Raw genomic sequence first — 22,932 nt, 5'->3', positions numbered from 1 at the left:
GCTCAGTCGCCCACCCAGAAGCCGCGGCCGCCGCCCATCCAGTCGCCGAAGTGGTCGCGGTACGACGCCCGCGAGCCGAGGTAGGACCCCACGACCGCCGCCCCGAGGTCGTCGAGCTCGGGGCTGACCACCTTGCCGTCGACGCGCCGGGCCATCGACTCGATGAAGCGCGCGAGCCCCGGGTCCTCGCCCAGCCGGAAGAACGTCGTCTGCGCGCCCAGCCGCTGGGCGTTGTCGAGCTCGCGGACGGCGTTGGCGATGGTCACCGGGTGCGGCGGGTAGTCGAAGAACACCTCGCCGTCCGCCTCGAGATGGGCCGTCGGCTCGCCGTCGGTGACGACGAGGAGCACCGGTTGGGCGCTGGGGTGCTTGCGGAAGTGGCGGTTGGCGAGCAGCAGCCCGTGGTGCAGGTTGGTCCCCTTGTCCCACTGCGCGTCCAGCGCCGTCAGCTGCTCGATCTCCATCACCTGCGCGTGCCGCCCGAAGGCGATCAGCTGGAGGGCGTCGCCACGGAACCGCGAGCTGATGAGCTGGTGCAGCGCGAGTGCCGTGCGCTTCATCGGCACCCAGCGACCGTCCATGGCCATGGAGAAGGACGTGTCCACCAGCAGCGCGACCGCCGCCTGGGTGCGGGCCTCGGTCTCCTGGACCTCCACGTCGTCGATGCGCAGCCGGACGGGCAGCGCCGGGCCGCCCTCACCAGTGGTCCGCACGATCGCGTTGGTGACGGTGCGCGTGACGTCCCACGGCTCGGTGTCGCCGAACTCCCACGCCCGGGTGGCGCCCGACAGGTCGCCGGCGGCACCCGCGTGCCGCGTCTCGCGTTGGCCCTGCCGCCCGCTCATCCGGGTGGCGACGTCGCGCAGGAGCGCCTTGCCGAGCTGCCGCATCGCACGGGGCGAGAGCCGCAGCTCGCCGTCGGAGCCGCGCTGGAGGTAGCCGGAGTCCCGCAGCGCCCGCTCGAGCTCGGCGAGCGTCCGTGCGTCGACCGCGGCCTCGTCCCCGAGCTGGCGGGCGAGCGCGTCGAGGTCGACGTCGTCCATCCGCGCGCCGCCGTAGGACTGGGAGAGCTGGTCCGACAGCGCGTCGAGCTCGGCGAGGTCCTGCAGCGCGCCGGTGCCGTCGCCGAGGCCGAGGCCCTGCTCGCCCTCGAAGCGCTCGGAGCCGCTCCAGTCCTCGCCGGGGCGCAGCGCCTGGAGGTTGGCGTCCATCCGGGCCAGCTGCTCCATCAGCTCCGGCGACCCGAAGGCCTGCTGCGAGAGCTCCATCAGCTCGGCCCGCTGCTCGGGCGTCATCGAGTTGAGCATCCGCTGCGCCGCAGCGGCGCGCTGGGCGAGGGAGTCGAGCAGCTCGTCGATGTCCTGCGGGTCCTCGGGAAAGAAGTCCCCGTGCTTGTCCATGAAGTCGCGGAAGTCCTGCTCGGTGTCCTCACCCCGCGCGTGCTTCTCCAGCAGCTCGTTGAGGTCGCCGAGCATCTCGTTGACGGCCGCCCGGTCCTCGTCGGTCGCGCCCTCGAGCGCCTGCTTCATGCCGGCGAACCGCTGGTCGAGCAGCTCCCTGCCGAGCAGGTCCTTGATCTCCTCGTAGGCCTCGCGGGCCTCGCCGCTGCGCCAGTCGTACGACGCCAGCTCGCTCACCGCGGCCGCCGTCGAGGCCGGCAGCTGGTCCAGCTGCATCTCGCGGAAGGCGCGGTCGTCGTCGTCCATCGTCACGTCGCGGGCGAGCTGGCCGCGCTCGGCGAGCACCGCCTTGTCGAGCAGCTCGCGCACCTGCTGCATGGTGCCGTCGAGGTCGTGGCGACGCAGGATGTCGCGACGGCGCTCGGCGACCCGTCGGGCCAGGTCGTCGAGGCCGCGCTGCCCCTCGCCGCCCCGGCGCAGGAACTCCCGCATCGCCCGCTCGGGCGAGTAGCCGGCCATCACGTCCTGGCCGATGTGGTCCAGGGCCTCGGCGAGGTCGACCGGGGGCGCCAGCGGGTCGCCCCCGGCGTACCGGCGGTAGCGGCTCACGGCTGCCCCCCGAGGTCCTTGCGCATCCAGACGTCGTCCGGGTAACGGCCGTCGGAGACCCGCTCGACCTCGCTGAAGCCGCGGGCGCGGTAGAAGTCGTAGGCCTGCCGGTTGCCGTCGACGACCTCCAGCCACAGCTCGTCGCCCTCGACCCGCGACTCGACCTCCGCCAGCAGCCGGCTGCCGATGCCGCGCCCGTGGTGGGCGGGGTGGACGTAGAGCTTCCACATCACCTCGCGGTCGCCCGTGACGTGCGGGAAGTCGCGGTAGGACTGCGACAGCCGACCGAGGTTGGCCAGCGCGACGACCTCCCCGTCGGCCTCGGCGACGAGGTGGGTGTTGCGCTGCAGCGACGTCGTGAACACCGCGGGCGTCCACCACTCGTCGATCATCCGCTGGGCGTAGTCCGCGTCGATCGGACCGTAGGTCGGGGGCACGACGGCGCGGCCGAGCGCGACGAACGCCGGGATGTCGTCGAGCGTCCCGGGCCGCAGGGTGATCGCACCGGCCTCAGCCATACACGGTCTCCCGACCACCGGACTCCTTGCCGACCTTGCGGGCGAGGTAGAGGCCCTCGAGGGCGAGCTCGATCGCGGCGGCGCGCTCGCCGTCGTCGGTCGCACCGAGCCGGTCGGTGACCTGGTCGTAGAGGTCGGACTCGCCGAGGACGGGCAGCCCGGCCAGGAAGTCACGGGCGGACACCTGCTCGCCCGTGGTGACCATCGAGCCGGCCTCGATCGCCTCCACCAGCAGGGCCAGGTCGATGCCGCGCAGGTGCTGGCGGACCGTCTCGGCGACCGCGGTGCGCAGCAGGTGGGTGAGGATCTCGGACTCCCGGCCCTCCTCACCGGTCTCGAACTCGACCTTGCCGCCGAGCACCTCGACGGCGGTCTCGAGGTCGACGATGCGGGCCACCGGCCGCTCCTCCCCCTGGACCGTGGCCCGGTGCAGCGCGGACGCGGCGATCGTCTCGGCGCCGGCGATGGCGAAGCGGGCGCTCACCCCCGAGCGCTGGTCGACGCTGCCGGACTCGCGCAGGTGCCGGGTGAAGCGGGCCAGGATCTCCACGACGTGGTCGGGCACGTGTGCCTGGAGCGTGGCCTCCTGCCGGATGACCCGGACCTCGGCCTCGAGCTCGGCCGGGTAGTGGGTGCGGATCTCGGCGCCGAATCGGTCCTTGAGCGGGGTGATGATGCGCCCGCGGTTGGTGTAGTCCTCGGGGTTGGCGCTCGCCACCACCAGCACGTCCAGCGGCAGCCGGAGCACGTAGCCGCGGACCTGGATGTCGCGCTCCTCCATCACGTTGAGCATCGCGACCTGGATCCGCTCGGCCAGGTCGGGCAGCTCGTTGATGGCCACGATGCCGCGGTGGCTGCGCGGGATGAGCCCGAAGTGGATCGTCTCCGGGTCGCCCAGCGACCGGCCCTCGGCGACCTTCATCGGGTCGACGTCGCCGATGAGGTCGGCGACGGAGGTGTCCGGCGTCGCCAGCTTCTCGGCGTAGCGCTCGTCGCGGTGCCGCCAGGAGATGCGCAGGTCGTCGCCGTACGTCGCCGCGGCCTGCCGGCTCTGCACAGTGATGGGCTCGTAGGGGTGCTCCCCGAGCTCGGAGCCGGAGATCACCGGCGACCACTCGTCGAGCAGGCCCACCAGGGTGCGCAGCAGCCGGGTCTTGCCCTGCCCGCGCTCGCCGAGCAGCACGACGTCGTGGCCGGCGAGCAGGGCCCGCTCGAGCTGGGGAATCACCGTGTCCTCGAAGCCGTGCAGGCCCGGCCACGGGTCGACGCCGTCGCGCAGGCGGGCGAGCAGGTTGTCGCGCAGCTCGTGGCGCAGGGTCTTGAACCGGTGTCCGGAGGCGCGCAGCTCGCCGACCGTGGTCGGCAGCTGGGTGGTCAGCTGGTCGTGCGTGGGAGTCTCGGTCACCCCGTCCACGCTAGACCCGCCCACAAGCCTCAGAGTGAGCAACGGACCGCGGGGTCGGGACCTATGCCCCTGCTGGCCGGTCCCCCGCGCGGCAACGATGGGAGTCGACGACCGGGGGCCGACGTCGCGGTGGACGAGCATCGGAGGTGTGCCATGAGCGAGCTGAGGGAGCTGAGCCGCAGCGAGTGCGAGACGCTGTTGCGACGAGGCGTGGTCGGTCGCGTGGCGATCGCCGCCCCGACCGGACCGCACATCGTGCCGTTGAACTACTCGGTCAGCGAGGGGTCCGTCGTCGTCTGCACGACGCCGTACAGCCTCTTGGGCACCTACGGCCGCGACAGCCTGCTCGCCTTCGAGGTGGACCACTTCGAGCACGCCCGGCAGCGCGGCTGGAGCGTGGTGGTGCGTGGCCGCGCCGAGCCCGTGGAGGACCCCGGCGAGCTCCGCACCCTGGTCCGCGTCCTCCCCCGACCGTGGGCCGCCGGTCGGCGATCGCTCTACCTCCGGATCCCGCTGACCGAGGTGACCGGGCGTCGTCTCGGCGATGGCTGGGACCTCGAGGCGACGATGCCGGTCCGACGCGTCCTGTGAGGCGTCGTTGCGTGACCTGGGCGGGGGTCCACGACAGACTGGACGGGTGACGACTTCCGGCCACCCCGCCCTGACCGGTCCTGCCCAGGCCCTGCTCGACGCAGTCACCGCGATCGCGAGCGACCTCGACCTCACCAGCGTGCTGACCCGCATCGTCAGCGCCGCGACCGAGCTGACCGACGCGCAGTACGGCGCCCTCGGCGTGCTCGGGTCCGACGGCCGGCTGGTCGAGTTCATCACCACCGGGATCGACGACCAGACCCGGGCGCTGATCGGCGAGCTCCCGCACGGCGAGGGAATCCTGGGCGTGATCATCCAGGACCCGTCGGGGCTGCGCCTCGAGGACCTGTCGGCCCACCCTCGGTCGGTCGGCTTCCCGCCCAACCACCCGCCGATGACGTCGTTCCTGGGCATGCCGGTGCGCATCCGCGGCACGGTCTTCGGCAACCTCTACCTGACCGAGAAGCGCGGCGGGCGGCAGTTCTCCGAGGAGGACGAGCAGCTCGTGGAGGCCCTGGCCCGCACGGCCGGGCTGGTGATCGACAACGCCCGGGCCTACGGCCTCAGCGAGCGGCGTCGGCGATGGCTCGAGGCGAGCGCGGAGATCGGCGACGAGCTCCAGCCTCCCGTCCACCTCGAGGGCGCCCTGACCAAGATCGTGCACACGGCCCGGGACGTCTCGGGGGCCCGGGCGACCGTGCTGCTCTCGTCCGAGTCCCCCGACGGCGACACGGTCGCGGCGGACGACGGCGACCACCACCTCGTCCGGACACTGTCGCGGCACGTGCGCGAGGCCGTCGAGCTCGACGGCATGGCGCCCCCGCAGCTGATGCGCGTGGACGGCCACGACGCCGTCGTCATCCCGGTCCGCGCCCACCTCGCCCCGGTGTCGGCGCTCGCGGCCCTCTTCGACCGCTCGTCGCCGTTGCACGAGGCCAGCGAGCGGGAGATGCTGGCGACCTTCGCCGACCAGGCCGCGCTGTCCCTCGACCGTGGCCAGGCGGTCGCGGACCGCCAGCAGCTCGCGCTGATCTCGGACCGGGAGCGCATCGCCCGGGACCTGCACGACGTGGTGATCCAGCGGCTCTTCGCCTCCGGCCTCCAGCTCCAGGGCGTGGCCGCGATCGCCCCGTCCCCGGAGGTGGCGCGCCGTCTCGACGAGGCGGTCTCCTCCCTCGACGACACGATCAAGGCGATCCGCGGCACGATCTTCGAGCTCCAGGACAAGCAGCAGTCCTCGCTGCGCGCCGAGATCCGCAACCTCGTGCGGGAGTACGTCCCGGTGCTCGGCTACAGCCCGCTCGTGCGCACCACCGGTCCGCTGGACACCGCCGTGCCCGCCGCCGTCGCCGAGCAGCTCCTGCCCGTGCTGCGCGAGGCGATCTCCAACGTCGCCCGGCACGCGCTGGCCCAGAGCGCCGAGGTCGACGTGCGGGTGAGCGCCCAGGAGCTGGTCCTGACCGTCTCCGACGACGGCAGCGGCCTGCCTCCCGACCGCACCGAGAGCGGGCTGCGCAACGCCCGTCGTCGCGCCGCCGACCTGGGCGGCACGCTCGAGCTGGGCTCGGGCTCGCCGCGCGGTACGACGCTCGTCTGGCGGGTCCCGCTCGGCTGACGCGCACGCACGAAGAGACCCGCCCGGTGGGGGCCGGGCGGGCCGTAGGTGGTGTTCTCGTGGTGCCGGTCAGGTCACTGGAGGACGGGGTACTTCTTGACCAGCGAGGTCTTGCGCCACTGGCGGCCGAGGCCCCAGGTCGCACCCGCTGCGGCGAAGTAGAGCACCGCCATCGCGATGACGCCGATCAGGTGGTCGTCGACGACCGGGTTGTTCTCCAGCGGAAGCACGGCGAGGTACATGAACGCGTACATCAGCGCGCCGGCCGCGGTGCCGATCCGCATGCCCACTCCGAGGAGGAGGGTCACGCCGATCCCGAGGAGGCCGATCATGAACAGCCAGTCGACCCAGGCCTGTCCGGCCATGTTGGTCCACATGTCCTTGAACGGGTTGTCCGCGGGGACCCCGAAGGTCAGGAACCCCTCGGTCGGGCTGCCACCGTTGAGCCAGGCGGCGTCCTGGGCCATGAAGTCGATGCCAGTGCGGGAACCGTCCTCGGCGTACTGGGCGCCGGTGCTGAAGCCGAGCGCGAAGGTCTTGTCGAGGAAGGCCCAGAGGAAGGTGACACCGAAGGCGATCCGGAGGGCGGCGATGGCGCGGTCGAGGCCGATGCCCGTCTCCCTGGTCTCCGAGGTGGTGACGCCCTCACTGGTGAGGTGGTGGTGACGATGGATGACGGCCATGACGATTCCTCTCGAGTAGTGGTGCCGGTCTTCCTTGCACCTCCACTCTCGTCGTCACGGCCTCCCACGGGGCAGGGGACGAGGTCCCCGCCGCCTGGCCGAAGGTCCCCTAGGTCCCGGGACCCAGGAGCTTGGACGCGAGCACCGCGGCCTGCGTGCGCCGCTCGAGGCCGAGCTTGGCCAGGATGCTGGACACATAGTTCTTGACCGTCTTCTCGGCCAGGAACATCCGCTCCCCGATCTGCCGGTTGGTGAGTCCCTCGGCGATCAGGCCGAGCAGCTTGAGCTCCTGCTCGGTGAGCTCGGCGAGCTCGGGCGCGGTTGCCGGACCGTTGCGCACCCGCTCCAGCACCCGGGCGGTCAGGGTGGGGTCGATGAGCGAGTTGCCGGCGGCCACCTGCCTGATCGCGGTGACCAGGTCGCTGCTCCGGATCTCCTTGAGGACGTAGCCCGACGCCCCCGCCATGATCGCGGCGAACAACGCCTCGTCGTCGTCGTACGACGTGAGGATCAGGGCGCGGATGGTCGGGTCCACGGCGCGGACGGCCCGGCACACCTCGATCCCGGAGCCGTCGGGCAGGCGGGCGTCGAGGACGGCGACGTCGGGTCGCAGCGCGGGGATGCGCGCCGTGGCCTCGACCGCCGACGCGGAGTCGCCGATCACCTCGATGTCGTCCTGCCGCTCCAGGAGGAACCGCAGGCCCTCCCGTACGACGTCGTGGTCGTCGAGAAGGTACACGCGGATGCTGTCGCTCACGGAGGACATTCCAGCAGATCAGCGCGCCGCGTGGGGTCCGCCGGGTGCATTCGGCGTGGCCCCGGTGGTTGGCCCTGTCGAGTCATGGTGCCGGTCCGGGGCGGAGCGCACGATGGTGGCAACGAAGGAGGCGCACCATGTCGCTCGCACACAGCGGGGTCGCGTTGATGCTCCCGGTCAACGACGTCGACCGCGCCCGGCAGTTCTACAGCGAGTCGCTCGGACTCACGTTCATCGACCTCAACGACGAGGGCAGCGCCATGTTCGAGCTCGGCGGCGACGCCCAGCTGGTGCTGCTCCCCCGCCCCGGCAGCACGCCCTCCGAGAGCACCGCCATGAGCTTCGAGGTCGACGACGTGACCGGGGAGATCCGTGACCTCGAGGGACGCGGCGTGGTCTTCGAGGACTACGACCTGCCCGACCTCAAGACCGTCGACCACGTCGCCGAGATGGGCAGCGAGAGGGCGGCCTGGTTCAAGGACCCCGACGGCAACGTGATCTGCCTGCACCAGCAGGCCTGAGCCGGTCAGGCCCCGGGACGGCGCCGGGTCACAGGTCGACGGCGCCGTCCACCGACTCCCGGATGAGGTCGGCGTGCCCGGCGTGCCGGGCGTACTCCTCGACCAGGTGCACCAGGACCCAGCGCAGCGTGGCGTGCTCGCCGTCGCCGCGCGGGCGTCGTGCGGGCTGGTCCAGCCCGCCGTCGGCCAGCGCCTCGTCCAGCGCGGCGTCCGACCGCGCCACCTCCTCGTCGAAGAGCCGGCGGAGCTCCTCGGGCGTGTCGTGCCGCGCCGAGCTCCAGTCCCAGTCCTCGTCGGCCTCCCAGTCGACGTCCGCCCAGATCCCCGCGGGCGGCCGGTCGTGGAGCGCGATGCTGAACCACCACTGCTCGACGAAGGCGAGGTGCTTGAGCATCCCGCCCAGGGTCATCACCGCGGGGTGGTCCGGGATCCGCGTGGCGAGCTGGTCCGCGCCGAGGCCGGCGGTCTGGGCGCGGATGGTGTCGCGGTAGTAGTCGATCCACGCGCGCAGCATGGAGGTCTCGTCGGCGGCGAAGGCGGGGTTGCGTGGATAGCTGGACACGACGGTCACGCTAGCGGCGCAGCGTCGGACCGGCACCCGGACTAGGCTCGCCCCGTGTCGCTGGTCCGCCCCTGTCCCTGCTGCTCCGGTGAGGCGTACGACGCGTGCTGCGGGCCGCTGCACCGCGGCACCGCGCAGGCCGCCACGCCCGAGCAGCTGATGCGGTCCCGCTTCGCGGCGTACGCGCTCGGCGACGTCGACCACGTCTTCCGCACCTGGCACCCGCGCACCCGTCCTGACGACCTGTCGCCCGACCCACGGCTGACGTGGACCCGGCTCGAGGTGCTCGACGCGACGGGTGACGAGGTCGAGTTCCGGGCGCACTACGAGACCTCGGCGGGCCCGGGGGTCCTGCACGAGCGCAGCGTCTTCGAGCGGCGCGGTGGTCGCTGGGTCTACGTGTCCGCGGTGGACTGACGGGTTCTCGCGCGCGTGCGCAGGTATGCGGCCCGGCCGGGGGCCCGGGATGCGCGCGTGCGCAGGTATGGGGCGCGGCCGGGGGCCTGGGTTGCGCGCGTGCGCAGCTCTCGCGGTCCCCTCACACCGAGGGCGAGGCACCTGCGCAACCGCACGATCGATCCGACCTGCTCCCCTGTCGCGCACCTGCACGACCCGCGTGCTCAGCAGACCGCACTCCTGCGCACGTGGGCGACCGACACGGTGACCCACCCGCCATACCTGCGCACGGGCGCAGCTGGGCCTCGCCTACCCCGGGGCGCGGTCGGTGAGGCAGTAGCGCATCCCTGCGGGGTCGGCGAGCACGGTCCAGGCGTCCCGCTCGTCCACCACCCGCGCGCCGAGCGAGGCGTGCCGCACGACCTCCCGGTCACGCGAGCTGCAGGCGACGTCGAGGTGCGCACGGGCGGGGCCGTCCTCGTCGTCCAGGCGCTGGAGCAGCAGCCGCAGGGCCTGGCCCTCGGGCCGCACCAGCCGCTCGAACTCGGCGAAGGACGACCCCGTCCGGTCCCAGCCGAGCAACTGCTGCCAGAACCCGGTCTCGAGGTCGTAGGTCGCGCGCGGCACGTCGAGGCACACCTGGTCGACCAGGCTCGTCGAGAGGTCCGCCCACCGTGACGGCGGCGCCGGCCGCGAGGCCGGGTGCGTGACCAGGCAGAAGGTGAGCCCGCCGGGCGACCGCATGACGACGTGGCCGGGGTCGGCCACCTCGGTCGCTCCGAGCGCGGAGGCGCGTGCGGCGGCCGCCCGGGGGTCCGGCACGTGCACGTCGAGGTGGACGCGGGGCTCGCCGTCACCGATCCGCTGCATGCGCAGGTGGTCGTCGGCGTCGTCGGGAGGCACCAGGGTCAGGAACTCCCCGTCCACGCCGCGTCGGTCCGAGGGCGGCCAGCCGGTGACGGCGGACCAGAAGGCGACGGACTCCTCGAAGGCGTCGCCGGGAACGTCGATGAAGGCGCTCAACCAGAACACGTGCCGAGCCTAGGCACTCCAGCGCCGGGTGGGCACCCGTCGGGTCCCCGGAGGTCACCCGGCGGCCGCCCGTCCGGCGATCACAGCGTCGGGCCCTCACCCCGCAGCTTGTCCACCTCGGCCATCGCGTCGCGGAGCTGGCCCAGCCACTCCTCGGCGTGCTCGCCGACGAGCCGGACCGACCAGGCCAGCGCGTCCGAGCGCGAGCGGGCGACACCCGCGTCGACGAGCGTGTCCAGCACCTGCCTCTCGGGCTGGCGCAGCCGGGTCATCACCGGCGCTGCCACGTGGGTGAAGAGGGCCGTCGTGTCACCGAGGCGCGCGCCCCAGGACACCTTGCGCTGGTAGCGACTCTCCGCCTCCAGCGCGATCTCGATGCGCCGTTCGCGCGTCTCGGAGCGGAAGCGACCGATCCGGCCCTCGGCCTCGGCACCCGACGGGACGTCCTCGGCGGTCCGGTCGTCGTGGAGGGTGCCGATCACCACGATCTCCTCGCGGTCGACGCTCACCTCCACGTCGTCGAACCAGCCATCGGGCAACCGGCCCGTGAACCAGTCCGCGGCGTCGTCGGCGTCCGGCAGGTCCGCGACCTGCCAGCCGCCCCGGCGGCCGCGACCCTCGCCTCGACTGTTCTTGGTGTTCATCATGCTTCTCCTTTGCGTTCATTACATAATTACACCGTTACAGACGTCAGACAAGGGCACCAGCGCCGCCGCAATGGACGACGGTCGCTCGACCTCCCCAGCGGGACGCCCGGACACCGGCCCGGGAGACGCGTCAGGAGGCGTCCCGGACCACGAGGTCCAGGAACTCACCGATGGTGAGGCCGGCCTCCAGGCTGTGGCGGAAGTGGGCCCCGCGGTCCACCGCGTACCGGTTGCGACGGCCCACCTTCTCCTTGCGCACGTAGCCCTGGTCGACGAGGTCGCGCACGATCTGCTGCACCGCCCGCTCGGTGATGCCGACGACCTCGGCCACGTCGCGCGTCCGGGCGTCGGGGTCGCGGGCCAGCGAGACCAGCACGTGTCCGTGGTTGGACAGGAAGGTCCACTCCGCCCGGCTCACGCGAAGCACGATACGCGATCGGCGTTTCGTACGTCGCGTGAGCCGAGACCGCCTCTCAGGTGAGCAGGGCGCCGGGTCCGGCGTCCCGCCCGGCGGCCGGCCCGCCGCCGGTCCGCCGTACGGCGAGGTGGCGGGCCATTCGCCGCCGGGTGCTGCTCCGACACGGTCCGAGACGACCGTGGTCGCGCAGCAGCCAGAGGCCGAGCCAGACAGCGAGGGTCAGGGCGAGGATCAGGTCGACGATCACGGGGTCACCTCCGGTCGATCGGGTCGAGGCGAGGGTCGGTCTCCGTGGTCGCCGGCCGCTCGCGGGTGGCGCGGAGGCTGGCCGCCACCGCGACGGCGATGCTCGCGGCGATGACGGTCAGGGAGAGCCAGATCGGCACCTTCCAGACGTCGAGCAGGAGCATCTTGATGCCGACGAACACGAGGATCACCGCGAGGCCGGCCTTGAGGAAGACGAAGCGGTGCATCAGGTCGGCGAGCAGGAAGTACATGGCACGCAGGCCCAGGATGGCGAACGCGTTGCTCGTGAAGACGAGGAACGGCTCCTGGGTGACGGCGAAGATCGCCGGGATGGAGTCGACCGCGAAGATGATGTCGGTCGTCTCCACCATCACCAGCACGAAGAACAGCGGGGTGGCCACCCACCGGCCGGCGCGGCGGACCCAGAACTTCTGGCCGTGGTACTCCTCGGTCGAGGGCACCCGCTTCTTCACCCAGCGCAGCACCGGGTTGCGCGACGGGTCGAGCTGGTCGTCGCGGTGGCGGAACATCTTCCACCCGGTGTAGACGAGGAACGCGCCGAAGACGTAGAGGATCCAGGCGAAGTTCTCGATCAGCACCGCACCGCCGGCGATGAAGATCGCCCGGAACACCAGCGCGCCGAGGACGCCGTAGAACAGCACCCGGTGCTGGTACTCACGCGGCACCGCGAAGTAGGTGAAGATCAGCGCGAAGACGAAGACGTTGTCGACGGCCAGCGACTTCTCGATCAGGTAGCCGGCGTAGTACTCGCCGCCGGCCTGCGGCCCGTAGGCCCACCAGACCACGGCCCCGAAGCCCAGTCCGAGGCCGACCCAGAGGGCCGACCAGAGGGCGGCCTCCCGCACCGAGACGACGTGGGCCGTCCGGTGCGCGAACAGGTCGACGGCGAGCATCACCACGATGACGGCGAGGACCGCGGCCCACGCCCAGAAGGGGACGTCCATGTGTGCACCTCCGAGGAGCCCGGCGACGCCGGGCGGGTCGGAGGTCTCTCCCCCGTGCCGACGAGCTCTCGCTCGCCCGCGCGGGCGGCGCACCGGGCCGGGCAGGGCCGGCCGGACTGACGGTGGCACCGAGGTGGGTACTCCCCTCGTGCGTCCCATTATTCACGAAGTGAACTTCGTAATTCAAGGCGCATCCCGAATCGATCCCGGTTCCTCGCACCCGGTCAGACCCAGCGCTCGCCGGCCTCGTCCAGCACGCCGGTGCCTGCCGTCACCGCAGCGACCTGGGCGGCGAGCACGGCCGGGTCGGTGGCGCCCAGCAGCAGCCGCACCGACGCGCCGTGCTCGACGCCGAGGACGGTCACTCCCCGCGCCCGCAGCTCTCCCTCCACGCGGCCGGCGTCGGCGTGCCCCACGACCAGGGCGAGCTCGGTGACCAGGACGCGACGCCGTGTGCCCGCCTCGGCGAGGGCGGCGCGCACGGCGTCGCCGTACGCCCGCACGAGACCGCCGGCCCCGAGCAGCGTGCCGCCGAACCAGCGGGTCACGACGGCGACCACGTCGGAGACCCCGGCCCCGCGCAGCACCTCCAGCATCGGGGCACCCGCGGTGCCGGCCGGCTCGCCGTCGTCGCTGGAGCGCTCGACCTCCGAGCGCGGTCCGAGCACGAACGCCGAGCAGTGGTGGCGTGCGTCGTGGTGGGCCGCCCGCTGCTCCGCGACCACGGCGCGCGCCGCGGCCTCGTCCTCCACGTGCCGGAGCACGCACAGGAAGCGCGAGCGCCTGACCTCGACCTCGGCGGAGGCGTCGCGGCCGATGGTGAGGTAGGACGTCACGGTGCCGGGTCGGGCGCGCGGTGCGGGGCAGGACCCGGCTCGGGCTCCGTCCGCGGCTGAGTCTCGGGCTCGGGCGGGTCCTCGGGCTCGGCCTCGTCCTCGGGCGTGGACTCCTCCCACGAGACCGACACCCGCTCGAAGCCCTTGTGGCGCTGCATGCGGGCGTACGCCGCGTAGGCGCGCCGGTCGGCCGCCGTCAGCTCCACCGAGTCGGTGAACGGAGTCAGGAGCGCTCGGGGGTAGAGCCGCCGGGCGAGCACCACGTTGATCTCCATGGCCAGCACCGCCATCACCGCGCCGATGAACAGGAAGCCGACGAGGCCGAGCACGAGTCCGAAGGTCTTGGTCATCGCCGACGTGCCGACCAGCACCTCGGCGACGTACAGCGCGCCGCCGAGCTGGAGCAGCTGCCACATGACGGCCAGGGAGAAGCCGCCCGGTGCGGCCCGCCGCAAGCTGTGCTGGCCGGTGGCGGCGAAGCGGAACAGGGCGGTCAGCGCGATGCCGGTGACCAGCACGCTCGCCAGGGTGAGCAGCCAGCGCTCCCCCTGCTCGAAGAACGTCGTGGTCGTGCTCGCCACCGTCGACAGCACCGAGATGCCGAGCAGCGCGGCGCCGGCGGTGACCAGGAGGATCAGGCTCTTGAGCCGGGCGTAGAACGGGTTGGGCCGCGCGTTGCGCGGCACCGACCAGGCGACATGCATCGCGTTCTGCAGGGACTGGGCGAGCCCCAGCGCGCCGTACAGCGCGGCGAGGGTTCCGAACGCGACGCCGGCGGCCGAACCGCGCAGGCCCTCCGGACGCCCGAGCTGGTCGCCGATGATCGGGAACTGTGCAAGCGCGGAGTCGAGGATCTCCTCCTGCCACTCCGGCCGGGCACCGAGGACGAAGCCGAGGATCGAGGTGCCGAGAAGCATCAGCGGGAAGATCGCGACGAAGGCGTAGTAGGTCAGCATCGCGGCCAGGTAGTTGCCCTGGTCGTCGAAGAACTTGTAGACGACGGCGAGCGGGAACCCCACGACGGGGTGCCGCCGCTGGAACCCGTCGATCCGCTCCACCACGCTCACGGCTGCACGCTACCGGGGGGAGCGTCGCGATCCGCTCACCAGACGCCGAGCAGGCCCCCACCGAGGCGGACCACGAACGCGGCCACCACGACGAGGAAGAAGATCCGCACGAACCGGGCGCCCCGCGCCACGGCGACGCGGGCGCCGGCGTACCCGCCCACGATGTTGGCGGCGGCCATGAGCAGGCCGAGCTTCCACATCACCGCGCCCATCGGCACGAAGACCACGAGCGCGGCCAGGTTGGTGGCCCAGTTGGCCAGCTTGGCCTTGGCGGAGGCCTCGAGGAAGTTGTAGCCGAGCAGCCCGACCAGCGCGAAGACGAAGAACGAGCCCGTGCCCGGACCGATGGCGCCGTCGTAGAACCCGACGGCGAGGCCCGTGACGGCGACGGCCCACAGGTGCGTCCCGCCGCTGAAGCGCAGGTTGGTCAGGGTCCCGACCGATGGCTTGAACCACACGTAGGCCCCCACCAGGACCATCACCACCAGGATGATCGGGTCGAACGCGCTGCGCGGGAGCATCGAGGCGACGAAGGCCCCACCCAGGGAGCCGGTGAACGCCGCGGCCATCAGCGGGCCGAAGGTGCGCGGGTCCGGCCGCACGCGCCGGAAGTACGTCGCCGCGCTGATCGAGGTCCCGCAGAAGGACGCCAGCTTGTTGGTCGCCGCCACCTGCACGACGGACGCCCCGGGGAGGCCGATGAGCAGGGCGGGCAGCTGGATGAGGCCACCGCCGCCGACGACCGCGTCCACGAAGCCGGCCGCGAGCGCCGCGAGCATCAGGAGCAGCACGGTCTCCGTCGTCAGCTCCACGGCGCCAACCCTAGGCTGGGCGACGTGCGCATCGTCTCCCTGCTCCCGTCCACCACCGAGATCCTCTTCGCCATCGGGGCCGGTGACGACGTCGTCGGCGTGACCTTCGAGTGCGACCACCCGGCGGAGGCTCGCAGCCGCACCATCGTCTCCACCAGCGCGATGCCGGAGGGGCTGTCACCCCGGGAGATCGACGACTTCGTGGCCGCCGCGATGCAGCGTGGTGACGACCTCTACCACCTCGACGAGGGCGCCCTGTCCGGGCTGGACGCCGACCTGGTCGTCACCCAGGACCTGTGCGCGGTCTGTGCCGTCGACGTGTCGGTGGTGGACGACGCGCTCGCCCACCTCGGCTGCACCGCCGAGGTGCTCACCATCGACCCGCACACGCTGGCCGAGGTGCTGGAGTCGATCCGCGTCCTCGGACGGGCCACCGGTCGCGAGGTCGAGGCCGACGCCCTCGTCGAGGACACCCACCGGCGCCTCGCCGACGTCGTACGACGCGTGGGCACCCGCCCACGCCCCCGCGTGGCGCTCCTGGAGTGGACCGACCCGCCGTTCGCGCCCGGCCACTGGATCCCCGAGATGGTCGACCTCGCCGGCGGCGACCCGGTGCTGGGGACCGCGGGCGAGAAGAGCGTCCGGGTGACGTGGGACGACGTCCGCGACGCGCGTCCCGACGTGGTCGTCGTGGCGCCGTGCGGCTACGACCGCGACGGGGCGCAAGCGCTGGCCGACGAGCTCGTCGCCTCGGGCGTCCTGCCTGACGGCGTCCCCGTGCACGCGGTCGACGCCAACGCCTCGTGGGCGCGGCCGGGCACCCGGCTCATCGACGGGATCGAGGAGCTGGCCGACGTGCTGGGACGCGTCGCTACGACCGGGTGACCGGCTGCACCACGACCTGGTCGTAGCCCTCCGGCACCGGCTGGCCGAAGCCGGGGCAGAACAGGTCGCCCTCCTCGTCGGGGCCCAGCTCGCTGGTGGAGTTGCACTTGACCGTGGCGAGCGCGTCGCCCTCGGCGACGAAGACGAACTCGAGCAGGGCCGACCGTGCCTCGTCGTCCTCGTTGACGACCCTGGCGCGCACGAGCGGGTGCTCCTGCTCCTCCATCGCCACCTGCTCGGTGATCGTGTCGTACTCCCAGCCGGCCGGGACCGTCCAGCCGTCCCAGGTGAACTCCTCGCCGACCTCGACGGTGAGCGGGGCCCGGGGGTCGGTCTCCTCCTCGCCGCCACAGGCGCCGAGCGCGAGGGCGGGGACGAGCGCGAGCAGGGCGGCAGCGCGCAGACGGGTGCCCGTGGAGCGTGTGGACCTCATCGGCTCAGCCCTTCGCCAGGAAGGCGAGCAGGTCCTGCCGGGTGAGCACCCCGACCGGCTTGCCGTCCTCGTGGACGAGCGCGGCGTCGGCCTTCTCCAGCAGGTGCACCGCCTCGCGCGCCGGCGAGGTGGAGCCGATGGAGGGCAGCGGCGCCGACATGTGGTCCTCGACGGGGTCGGTCAGCTTGGCCGTGCCGGCGAAGAGCGCGTCGAGCAGCGCACGCTCGGAGACGGAGCCGGCCACCTCGGCGGCCACGATCGGCGGCTCGGCGCGGACGACCGGCATCTGCGAGACGCCGTACTCCTGGAGGATGTGGACGGCCTCCGCGATCGTCTCCGAGGGGTGCGTGTGCACGAGGTCGGGCAGCTGCCCGGACTTGCCGCGCAGCACCTCGCCGACGGTGCGCGAGTCGCTGTCGGTCTCGGTGGCGAAGCCGTACTGGCCCAGCCAGGCGTCGTTGAAGACCTTGGTCAGGTAGCCACGACCCGAGTCGGGCAGCAGCACCACGATGACCGCGTCGTCGCGACCCTCGGCGGCGAGCTCGTGGGCGAGCTGGCGGGCGGCGAAGGCCGCCATGCCGGAGGAACCGCCGACCAGCATGGCCTCCTCGCGCGCCAGGCGCCGGGTGAAGGCGAAGGAGTCGGCGTCGGAGACCTCGATGATGCGGTCGGCGACCGTCTTGTCGTAGGTCTCGGGCCAGAAGTCCTCGCCCACGCCCTCGACGAGGTAAGGGCGTCCGGAGCCGCCGGAGTAGACCGACCCGGCCGGGTCGGCGCCGATGACCTGGACGTCGGGGTTCTTCTCCTTGAGGTAGCGGCCGATGCCGCTGATGGTGCCGCCGGTGCCGACGCCCGCCACGAAGTGCGTGATCTTCCCGTCCGTCTGCTCCCAGACCTCCGGACCGGTGGTCTCGTAGTGGGAGCGCGGGTTGTGCGGGTTGGAGTACTGGTCGGGCTTCCACGCGCCGGGCTGGGAGGCGAGCCGGTCCGAGACGTTGTAGTAGGAGTCCGGGTGCTCCGGCGCGACCGCGGTCGGGCAGACCACGACCTCGGCGCCGTACGCCTTGAGGACGTTGCGCTTGTCCTCGCTGACCTTGTCGGGGCACACGAAGATGCACTTGTAGCCCTTCTGCTGGGCCACCATCGCCAGGCCGACACCGGTGTTGCCGGAGGTCGGCTCGACGATCGTGCCGCCCGGCTGGAGCTCGCCCGAGGCCTCGGCAGCCTCGATCATGCGCGTGGCGATGCGGTCCTTCACGGACCCGCCGGGGTTGAGGTACTCCACCTTCGCCAGGACGAGCGGCCCGGTTCGCGGGGACCCGTCGGCAGTGGTGGGGAGGTCGAGGGAACGGTCGAGCCGCACCAGCGGTGTGTTGCCGATGAGGTCGAGCAGGGAGTTCACGTACTTCACTCGGCCAATCTAGCCACCTACCGGCCCGTAACATGAAGTCGTGGGTACCGCCGCCGCCGCTCGCAAGCTCGCCTCCGCCGCCGCCTTCGGCGGTGGTGGCCTCTCGGTGCTCGGGGCGGGGCTGTACGGCGTGCTGGTCGCCGAGGCCAAGCTGGCGCGCAGGACCATCGGCATCATCACCGAGGACCCGCCGCCCGACGCCACCGGCTGGTACGGCCGGGGCCGCCCGGGACCGGCCATCAAGATCGCACTGCTCGGCGACTCCAGCGCCGCCGGCTACGGCGTCGAGCGCGTCGAGGACACGCCCGGCGCGCACCTGGGCAGCACCGTCGCGGCGCAGGCCAACCGCCGGGTCCACCTGCGCGAGCATGCGGTCGTGGGCGCCCAGTCCAGCGACCTGGCCAGCCAGGTCGACGCCGCGCTGGCCACCGCCCCGCACGTCGCGGTCATCCTCATCGGCGCCAACGACGTCACCCACACCGTCACGCCGTCCCAGTCCGTGCGGCACCTCTCCGAGGGCGTACGCCGCCTGCGCGACGCCGGCGTGGAGGTGCTGGTCGGCACGTGTCCCGACCTGGGCACCATCAAGCCCATCGCTCCCCCGCTGAAGCAGGTGGCGCGCTCCTGGTCGCGGCGGCTGGCCGCGGCGCAGACGATCGCGGTCGTCGAGGCCGGCGGGCGCACCGTGTCCCTGGGCTCGGTCCTGGGACCGGAGTTCGCCGCCGCGCCCGCGCTGCTCTTCGGCCCCGACCAGTTCCACCCGAGCGCCGACGGCTACCGCCAGCTGGCCGGCGTCCTCATCCCCTCGACGCTCGCCGCGCTGGGCCTGGGCCCGGCCGACGAGGAGCTGCCCGAGGCCTTCCGCGGCGAGGGCGTCATGCCCGTGGCCGCGGCGGCCGCCCGGGCCGTCAACGTCCCGGGCACCGAGCTCGACGGCACCGAGGTGTCCGGTTCGCAGCGCGGACTGCGCGGCCGCTGGGTCGAGCTGCGCCGCCGCCGCCGCCGTCCGGGCGGGGAGACCGAGTCGCCGGAGGAGTCCGAGGACGGCACGAGCCCCTCGTCCGAGGACGAGGGGCTCGCGGAGACGCGGTAGCCGGCCGGGCCGGCCGCGGTCAGTCCTGCTGGAAGATCGCGAGGATGCGCAGCAGGTTGGTGTAGATCCACACGAGGCTGACGGTCAGCGCGAACGCCGCACGCCAGGACTCGCGCTCGGGGAGGCCGGCGGCCACACCCTGCTCGACGAAGTCGAAGTCGAGGATCAGCATGAACACACCGAGCACCAGGCCACCGATGGCGAACAGCAGACCGATGCCGCTGAAGCCGAAGAAGCCGATCTGGTTGCCGAAGAAGCTGAGCACCATCTCGAGGAGGCCGAGCGCCACCATGCCGAACATCGCGGCGACGACGAAGGTGCGGAACTTGTTGCTGACCTGGATGTTGAAGAACTTGTAGGCGGCCAGCGTGCCCGCGAAGGCGGCGAAGGTGCCGATGACGGCCTGGATCACGATGTCGTAGCTGACACCGGCGGCCATCGGGATGAACTTCGAGAACGCACCCAGGGCGACGCCCTCGAGGGCCGCGAAGGCGATGACGAGCGCCGGGCTGATGACCCGCTTGAACGAGTTGACCATCGACAGCGCGAAGGCGCCGAACGAGCCCACCATCAGGGCGAGGTAGAGCTTGCCGATGGCGTCGGAGTCGGCCGCGCCGGACTCGGTGATCGAGTCACCGGTCCAGAACCAGGTGATGGCCGCGGCGAGGACCACGACGAACAGCGAGATCGCGGTCTTCTGCACGACGGTGTCGACGGTCATCCGGCCCTGGTCGACCTCGGGGCCGGCCGTGCCGGTGCCCCACTGGGACGGGTCGGTCTGGCCGTACGGGGACTGCGGAGCCTGGCCGTAGCCCGGGTAGGACTGGCCGCCGCCGGCGTAGGTCTGGTTGCCGTACGCGTTGGAGCCGGTGCCGTTGAACGACTCGGACCGGGCAAAGACAGGGTTGTTGCTCTTCATGGTCTCTCCTTGGAGGCCGCTGTGGTTGCACCCACCTTACTCAGGTGGACATCACGTCAAACGTGCGAACCGGCGCCGGTGTTCCCGCAGGTGGGTGCAGCGGCGGGCGCGTGGCGCGTCGTACGGCGTGGTGCCCCGACTGGGACTCGAACCCAGACTGCGCCGCTTTTAAGGCGGCTTCCTCTGCCGATTGGGATACCGGGGCTACAGGTAGGTCTTGCGAGCGTAGATCGCGTGGGCGCCGGCCACGCGGTCGAGGAACAGCAGGCCGTCGCAGTGGTCGATCTCGTGCTGGAGCGCGCGGGCCTCGAAGGCCCCGGCCTCGATCGTCACCTCCTCGCCGCTGCCGGGCAGCTGGCCGCGCACCGTGATGCGGCTCGGGCGCTTCACGTCCCCGGTCAGGTCGGGGACGCTCATGCAGCCCTCGCGGGCCCTCTCGTTGCGGCTCGCCTCCACCACCTCGGCGTTGCACAGCACGAACGTGCCGTGGTGGTCGCGGGCCTTGGGGTGCTGCGACACGTCCACGCAGAAGACCTTGGCCGACTCCCCCACCTGCGGCGCCGCGAGCCCCACGCAGCCGGGCGAGACGCGCATCGTGGCGACGAGGTCGGCGGCGAGCTGCACGACCTCCGGCGCCGTCGGGTCGACGCGGGCCCCGTCGGTCGCCAGCACGCGGTCGGGGGCGCGTACGACGTCACGGACGCGGCCGACGACGTCGAGGTCGGCCTCGGTCCAGGCCGCCACGAGGGAGTGGGTGCTCACAGCTCGTCGGACTCCGCGGGACGCAGGGTGACCCCGACGCCGAGCTGCTCGGCCACCGCCCGCAGAGTGCCCTCCAGGGCGTCGGCGTCGACCTCGGCCGGCAGCTCGAGCTCGGCGATCAGCAGGTAGAGGTCGCCGGTCAGGCGGGTGGTCAGGTCGGTGACGTTGCCGCCGACCCCGGCGATCTCGCCGATGACCGCCGACACGATCCCAGGGCGGTCCCCGCCGTGCACGGTGAGCACCCACGGGGTGCCGACCGGCGCCGGTGCCTGCTCGTCGGGGACCTCGCGCACGGTGACGGTGAGGGTGCCGTCGGCGGCGAGCGGCGCCAGCGCCCGCTCGATCTCCTCCGCGCCCGCGTCGCCCGCGCACACCAGCGTCATCGCGAAGTGACCCCGCAGCAGCGTCATCGTGGAGTCCTCGAGGTTGAGGCCCAGGTCGGCGATCCGACCGGTCGTGCCGGCGATGATCCCCGGGCGGTCGTGGCCGAGGACGGTGATGGCGTGGAGGGTCACGGCGGACATTGTGTCAGCGCCGTGTCAGCGTCCGGCCGGTCCCTCGGCCAGCTCCCGCGCCCGGCGGAACACCGCGTCCAGCATCTCCGGGGTGAGCCGTCCGGTGAACGTGTTGTGCTGCGAGGGGTGGTAGCTGCCGAGCAGCGTGAGGTCGCCGATCCGGACCTCGGCCGCGTGCCCGAAGCGGGGCCGGGGGCGCGGCACCTCCACGCCCGTCGCGGCCAGCCCCGTGAGGGCACCGCCCCAGCCGTAGGCACCGAGCGCCACCAGCACGCGGACGCGGGGCGCCAGCAGCGCCAGCTCGGTGCGCAGCCACGGGGCGCAGGTGTCGCGCTCCTCCGGCGTCGGCCGGTTGTCCGGCGGGGCGCAGCGCACGGTGGCCACCATGCGGGTGTCGACCAGCCGCTGGCCGTCGCCGGCGTGGACGCTGGTGGGCTGCGTGGCCAGGCCGACCCGGTGCAGGCTCGCGAAGAGCCAGTCGCCGCTCGAGTCGCCGGTGAAGACGCGGCCGGTGCGGTTGCCGCCGTTGGCCGCCGGGGCCAGCCCGACGACCACGATGCGCGCGTGCGGGTCGCCCCAGCCGGGGATGGGCCGTCCCCAGTAGGGCTGGTCGGCGAACGACGCCCGCTTGTCGCGCGCCACGTCCTCGCGCCACCGCACGAGTCGCGGGCAGGCGGAGCAGACGCTCACCCGCGCGTCGAGCTCGTCGAGGTCGGCGGTCGTGGCGAGGCGTCGTACGCCGCCGGCCGAGCGCGCGACCCGGGTGCCGGGAGCGGCCGGGTCGCCCGGCCACCCGGTGCCGGGCGGCACGGGCGAGGGGAACGCCTGTCCGGTGAGGGGGTGCGGCAGCTCGACGACCATGCGTCGCTCAGGCCCGGCCGGCCGGCCTGGCCGCGGTCGGGATCGACGCGGCGATGCCGTGCAGGAGGTCGGCCTCGGAGACGAGGTAGGTCGGCACCGAGGTCCGGGCGAGGATGCCGGTCCAGATCAGGGCACCGGCCCCGATGACGTCCGCACGCCCGGGGTGCATGTAGGGCAGCGCCCGGCGCTGCTCGACGCTCATCGCGACCAGGTCGTCGCAGTAGGCGAGGGTGTCCTCGACCGACAGCTCGGCCCCGTCGAACGCCTCGCGGTCGTAGGCCGGCAGGCCCAGCACGCCGCACGCGATGGTCTTGACGGTGCCGGACGTCCCCATCACGGTACGGGCGCGTGCGACGTCGATGCCCGAGTCGTCGAGGTGCCGGACGACGTCGGCCACGCACTCGGTGACCTGCTCGACCGCGGGCGGGTCGGAGTGCAGGTGCCGCTCGTGCAGGCGCACCGACCCGACGTCCATCGACACCGACTCCCGCGGGCCGTCCTCGCCCACGACGAGCTCGGTCGACCCACCGCCGATGTCGACGACCAGCACCGGTTCGGCGGGCCTGGGCTCGAGGCCGTCGACGGTGCCGGCATAGACCAGTGCCGCCTCCTCGGCGCCCGACAGCACCTCGGGGGTCACGCCGAGCCGAGCCTCGACGCCCTCGACGAAGACGGCGGAGTTGCGTGCGTCGCGGGTGGCCGAGGTGGCGCAGAACCGGGTGCGACCCGCGGGCACGTCGTGCTCCCGCAGCATCCCGGCGAGCTCCTCGACGGCCGCGAACGTCCGGGCCAGCGCCTCCTGCCCCAGCTCGCCGCTCGTGTCGACCCCCTGTCCGAGGCGTACGACGCGCGAGTCGCGCAGCAGCACGTCGACGCCCCCGCCGGTGCGGGGCCGACCGACCAGGATCTTGATCGAGTTGGTCCCGCAGTCGATGGCGGCCACGGTCGGCGAGTCGTCAGGCACCCGGTCATT

27 protein-coding genes and 1 tRNA gene are annotated in these 22,932 nt (G+C 72.6%); 6 read left to right on the top strand and 22 right to left on the bottom strand.

Annotated features, from left to right (window positions below):
• Nucleotides 1–2 precede the first annotated feature (2 nt).
• From DAI17_RS01955 to DAI17_RS01945, 3 genes are read right to left on the bottom strand one after another with little or no spacing between them, the layout of a single operon-like run.
• The gene (locus DAI17_RS01955) at nt 3–2,009 is read right to left on the bottom strand and encodes a vWA domain-containing protein (protein ID WP_107771207.1); all 2,007 of its coding nucleotides are present in this window, start codon (nt 2,007–2,009) and stop codon (nt 3–5) included.
• Entirely contained in the window at nt 2,006–2,527 is a 522-nt protein-coding gene (locus DAI17_RS01950) for a GNAT family N-acetyltransferase (protein WP_107771206.1), read from the bottom strand. Before DAI17_RS01950 ends, DAI17_RS01955 begins: the two co-directional genes overlap by 4 nt.
• Nucleotides 2,520–3,932 carry an ATP-binding protein gene (locus DAI17_RS01945; protein WP_234412086.1) on the bottom strand — a complete coding sequence of 471 codons (1,413 nt, stop codon included), beginning with the start codon at nt 3,930–3,932 and terminating at the stop codon, nt 2,520–2,522. Before DAI17_RS01945 ends, DAI17_RS01950 begins: the two co-directional genes overlap by 8 nt.
• Nucleotides 3,933–4,085: 153 nt before the next feature.
• Here DAI17_RS01945 and DAI17_RS01940 point away from each other — a divergent pair, with 153 nt between their 5' ends.
• Together DAI17_RS01940 and DAI17_RS01935 are read left to right on the top strand one after the other, a co-directional pair.
• Nucleotides 4,086–4,523: a pyridoxamine 5'-phosphate oxidase family protein gene (locus tag DAI17_RS01940; RefSeq protein WP_159081300.1), complete on the top strand. Its 438-nt coding sequence runs from the start codon at nt 4,086–4,088 to the stop codon at nt 4,521–4,523.
• Nucleotides 4,524–4,569: 46 nt separating this feature from the next.
• Nucleotides 4,570–6,138: a GAF domain-containing sensor histidine kinase gene (locus DAI17_RS01935; RefSeq protein ID WP_199904890.1), complete on the top strand. Its 1,569-nt coding sequence runs from the start codon at nt 4,570–4,572 to the stop codon at nt 6,136–6,138.
• A gap of 74 nt (nt 6,139–6,212) precedes the next feature.
• Here the strand turns inward: DAI17_RS01935 and DAI17_RS01930 are convergent, their stop codons facing one another.
• Nucleotides 6,213–6,821: a hypothetical protein gene (locus DAI17_RS01930; protein WP_107771203.1), complete on the bottom strand. Its 609-nt coding sequence runs from the start codon at nt 6,819–6,821 to the stop codon at nt 6,213–6,215.
• A 109-nt stretch (nt 6,822–6,930) separates the two neighbouring features.
• On the bottom strand, nt 6,931–7,587 hold the full coding sequence (locus DAI17_RS01925) for a response regulator (RefSeq protein WP_107771202.1): 657 nt from the start codon (nt 7,585–7,587) through the stop codon (nt 6,931–6,933).
• 128 nt (nt 7,588–7,715) lie between these two features.
• On the opposite strand from DAI17_RS01925, the gene DAI17_RS01920 reads away from it, so the two are divergent.
• Nucleotides 7,716–8,099: a VOC family protein gene (locus DAI17_RS01920; RefSeq protein ID WP_107771201.1), complete on the top strand. Its 384-nt coding sequence runs from the start codon at nt 7,716–7,718 to the stop codon at nt 8,097–8,099.
• 28 nt (nt 8,100–8,127) lie between these two features.
• Here DAI17_RS01920 and DAI17_RS01915 read toward each other — a convergent pair whose 3' ends face one another.
• Nucleotides 8,128–8,661, bottom strand: a complete 534-nt coding sequence (locus DAI17_RS01915; RefSeq protein WP_199904889.1) for a DinB family protein — start codon at nt 8,659–8,661, stop codon at nt 8,128–8,130.
• 54 nt (nt 8,662–8,715) lie between these two features.
• Between DAI17_RS01915 and DAI17_RS01910 the strand changes: the two genes are divergently transcribed.
• Nucleotides 8,716–9,078: a YchJ family protein gene (locus tag DAI17_RS01910; RefSeq protein WP_107771200.1), complete on the top strand. Its 363-nt coding sequence runs from the start codon at nt 8,716–8,718 to the stop codon at nt 9,076–9,078.
• Nucleotides 9,079–9,366: 288 nt separating this feature from the next.
• Here the strand turns inward: DAI17_RS01910 and DAI17_RS01905 are convergent, their stop codons facing one another.
• From DAI17_RS01905 to DAI17_RS01870, 8 genes are all read right to left on the bottom strand, one after another.
• Nucleotides 9,367–10,089, bottom strand: coding sequence for a VOC family protein (locus DAI17_RS01905; protein ID WP_107771199.1), 723 nt, complete (start codon nt 10,087–10,089; stop codon nt 9,367–9,369).
• 80 nt (nt 10,090–10,169) lie between these two features.
• The gene (locus DAI17_RS01900; RefSeq protein WP_107771198.1) at nt 10,170–10,733 is read right to left on the bottom strand and encodes a hypothetical protein; all 564 of its coding nucleotides are present in this window, start codon (nt 10,731–10,733) and stop codon (nt 10,170–10,172) included.
• A gap of 133 nt (nt 10,734–10,866) precedes the next feature.
• On the bottom strand, nt 10,867–11,154 hold the full coding sequence (locus DAI17_RS01895; protein WP_199904888.1) for a helix-turn-helix transcriptional regulator: 288 nt from the start codon (nt 11,152–11,154) through the stop codon (nt 10,867–10,869).
• Nucleotides 11,155–11,209: 55 nt separating this feature from the next.
• Nucleotides 11,210–11,401, bottom strand: a complete 192-nt coding sequence (locus DAI17_RS01890; protein WP_107771196.1) for a hypothetical protein — start codon at nt 11,399–11,401, stop codon at nt 11,210–11,212.
• A 4-nt stretch (nt 11,402–11,405) separates the two neighbouring features.
• Nucleotides 11,406–12,365 carry a TerC family protein gene (locus DAI17_RS01885; RefSeq protein ID WP_107771195.1) on the bottom strand — a complete coding sequence of 320 codons (960 nt, stop codon included), beginning with the start codon at nt 12,363–12,365 and terminating at the stop codon, nt 11,406–11,408.
• 224 nt (nt 12,366–12,589) lie between these two features.
• Nucleotides 12,590–13,201, bottom strand: coding sequence for an IMPACT family protein (locus tag DAI17_RS01880; RefSeq protein WP_107771194.1), 612 nt, complete (start codon nt 13,199–13,201; stop codon nt 12,590–12,592).
• Nucleotides 13,198–14,268, bottom strand: coding sequence for a YihY/virulence factor BrkB family protein (locus DAI17_RS01875; protein ID WP_234412085.1), 1,071 nt, complete (start codon nt 14,266–14,268; stop codon nt 13,198–13,200). The genes DAI17_RS01880 and DAI17_RS01875 overlap by 4 nt, the downstream gene beginning before the upstream one ends.
• Nucleotides 14,269–14,303: 35 nt before the next feature.
• Nucleotides 14,304–15,080: a TSUP family transporter gene (locus tag DAI17_RS01870; protein WP_234412082.1), complete on the bottom strand. Its 777-nt coding sequence runs from the start codon at nt 15,078–15,080 to the stop codon at nt 14,304–14,306.
• A 24-nt stretch (nt 15,081–15,104) separates the two neighbouring features.
• On the opposite strand from DAI17_RS01870, the gene DAI17_RS01865 reads away from it, so the two are divergent.
• The gene (locus DAI17_RS01865; RefSeq protein ID WP_107771193.1) at nt 15,105–15,965 is read left to right on the top strand and encodes a cobalamin-binding protein; all 861 of its coding nucleotides are present in this window, start codon (nt 15,105–15,107) and stop codon (nt 15,963–15,965) included.
• Here the strand turns inward: DAI17_RS01865 and DAI17_RS01860 are convergent.
• Nucleotides 15,952–16,398, bottom strand: coding sequence for a hypothetical protein (locus DAI17_RS01860; protein WP_107771192.1), 447 nt, complete (start codon nt 16,396–16,398; stop codon nt 15,952–15,954). The genes DAI17_RS01865 and DAI17_RS01860 overlap by 14 nt on opposite strands.
• A 4-nt stretch (nt 16,399–16,402) precedes the next feature.
• On the bottom strand, nt 16,403–17,809 hold the full coding sequence (locus DAI17_RS01855; RefSeq protein ID WP_107771191.1) for a cystathionine beta-synthase: 1,407 nt from the start codon (nt 17,807–17,809) through the stop codon (nt 16,403–16,405).
• Between the two features lie 40 nt (nt 17,810–17,849).
• Between DAI17_RS01855 and DAI17_RS01850 the strand changes: the two genes are divergently transcribed.
• A complete protein-coding gene (locus tag DAI17_RS01850) occupies nt 17,850–18,902 on the top strand; it encodes an SGNH/GDSL hydrolase family protein (protein WP_107771190.1) in 1,053 nt (350 codons plus the stop codon).
• A gap of 19 nt (nt 18,903–18,921) precedes the next feature.
• Here DAI17_RS01850 and DAI17_RS01845 read toward each other — a convergent pair whose 3' ends face one another.
• The 6 genes from DAI17_RS01845 to DAI17_RS01820 form a co-directional block, all read right to left on the bottom strand.
• Nucleotides 18,922–19,821: a Bax inhibitor-1/YccA family protein gene (locus tag DAI17_RS01845; protein WP_107771189.1), complete on the bottom strand. Its 900-nt coding sequence runs from the start codon at nt 19,819–19,821 to the stop codon at nt 18,922–18,924.
• A gap of 128 nt (nt 19,822–19,949) precedes the next feature.
• Nucleotides 19,950–20,026, bottom strand: a tRNA-Leu gene (locus DAI17_RS01840).
• On the bottom strand, nt 20,026–20,583 hold the full coding sequence (gene def / locus DAI17_RS01835; RefSeq protein WP_107771188.1) for a peptide deformylase: 558 nt from the start codon (nt 20,581–20,583) through the stop codon (nt 20,026–20,028). Before def ends, DAI17_RS01840 begins: the two co-directional genes overlap by 1 nt.
• A complete protein-coding gene (locus DAI17_RS01830) occupies nt 20,580–21,107 on the bottom strand; it encodes a glycine cleavage system protein R (RefSeq protein ID WP_234412077.1) in 528 nt (175 codons plus the stop codon). Before DAI17_RS01830 ends, def begins: the two co-directional genes overlap by 4 nt.
• Nucleotides 21,108–21,122: 15 nt before the next feature.
• The gene (locus DAI17_RS01825; protein WP_107771187.1) at nt 21,123–21,959 is read right to left on the bottom strand and encodes a uracil-DNA glycosylase; all 837 of its coding nucleotides are present in this window, start codon (nt 21,957–21,959) and stop codon (nt 21,123–21,125) included.
• 7 nt (nt 21,960–21,966) lie between these two features.
• Complete coding sequence (locus DAI17_RS01820; RefSeq protein ID WP_199904887.1) at nt 21,967–22,923, bottom strand: Ppx/GppA phosphatase family protein; 957 nt, start codon at nt 22,921–22,923, stop codon at nt 21,967–21,969.
• Between the last annotated feature and the right edge of the window lie 9 nt (nt 22,924–22,932).

It is taken from the genome of Nocardioides sediminis (assembly GCF_003047295.1).
GTDB lineage: Bacteria > Actinomycetota > Actinomycetes > Propionibacteriales > Nocardioidaceae > Nocardioides > Nocardioides sediminis.
Note: the sequence above shows the minus strand (reverse complement) of the source record. Positions and strands in the feature narration are given on the sequence as shown.

What these genes read in the sequence shown, in the direction of transcription:
- DAI17_RS01950 (WP_107771206.1), bottom strand. Translation starts at nt 2,527, where the DNA reads ATGGCTGAGGCCGGTGCGATCACCCTGCGGCCCGGGACGCTCGACGAC.
- DAI17_RS01940 (WP_159081300.1), top strand. Translation starts at nt 4,086, where the DNA reads ATGAGCGAGCTGAGGGAGCTGAGCCGCAGCGAGTGCGAGACGCTGTTG.
- DAI17_RS01930 (WP_107771203.1), bottom strand. Translation starts at nt 6,821, where the DNA reads ATGGCCGTCATCCATCGTCACCACCACCTCACCAGTGAGGGCGTCACC.
- DAI17_RS01925 (WP_107771202.1), bottom strand. Translation starts at nt 7,587, where the DNA reads ATGTCCTCCGTGAGCGACAGCATCCGCGTGTACCTTCTCGACGACCAC.
- DAI17_RS01920 (WP_107771201.1), top strand. Translation starts at nt 7,716, where the DNA reads ATGTCGCTCGCACACAGCGGGGTCGCGTTGATGCTCCCGGTCAACGAC.
- DAI17_RS01900 (WP_107771198.1), bottom strand. Translation starts at nt 10,733, where the DNA reads ATGAACACCAAGAACAGTCGAGGCGAGGGTCGCGGCCGCCGGGGCGGC.
- DAI17_RS01885 (WP_107771195.1), bottom strand. Translation starts at nt 12,365, where the DNA reads ATGGACGTCCCCTTCTGGGCGTGGGCCGCGGTCCTCGCCGTCATCGTG.
- DAI17_RS01860 (WP_107771192.1), bottom strand. Translation starts at nt 16,398, where the DNA reads ATGAGGTCCACACGCTCCACGGGCACCCGTCTGCGCGCTGCCGCCCTG.
- DAI17_RS01845 (WP_107771189.1), bottom strand. Translation starts at nt 19,821, where the DNA reads ATGAAGAGCAACAACCCTGTCTTTGCCCGGTCCGAGTCGTTCAACGGC.
- DAI17_RS01830 (WP_234412077.1), bottom strand. Translation starts at nt 21,107, where the DNA reads ATGTCCGCCGTGACCCTCCACGCCATCACCGTCCTCGGCCACGACCGC.
- DAI17_RS01825 (WP_107771187.1), bottom strand. Translation starts at nt 21,959, where the DNA reads ATGGTCGTCGAGCTGCCGCACCCCCTCACCGGACAGGCGTTCCCCTCG.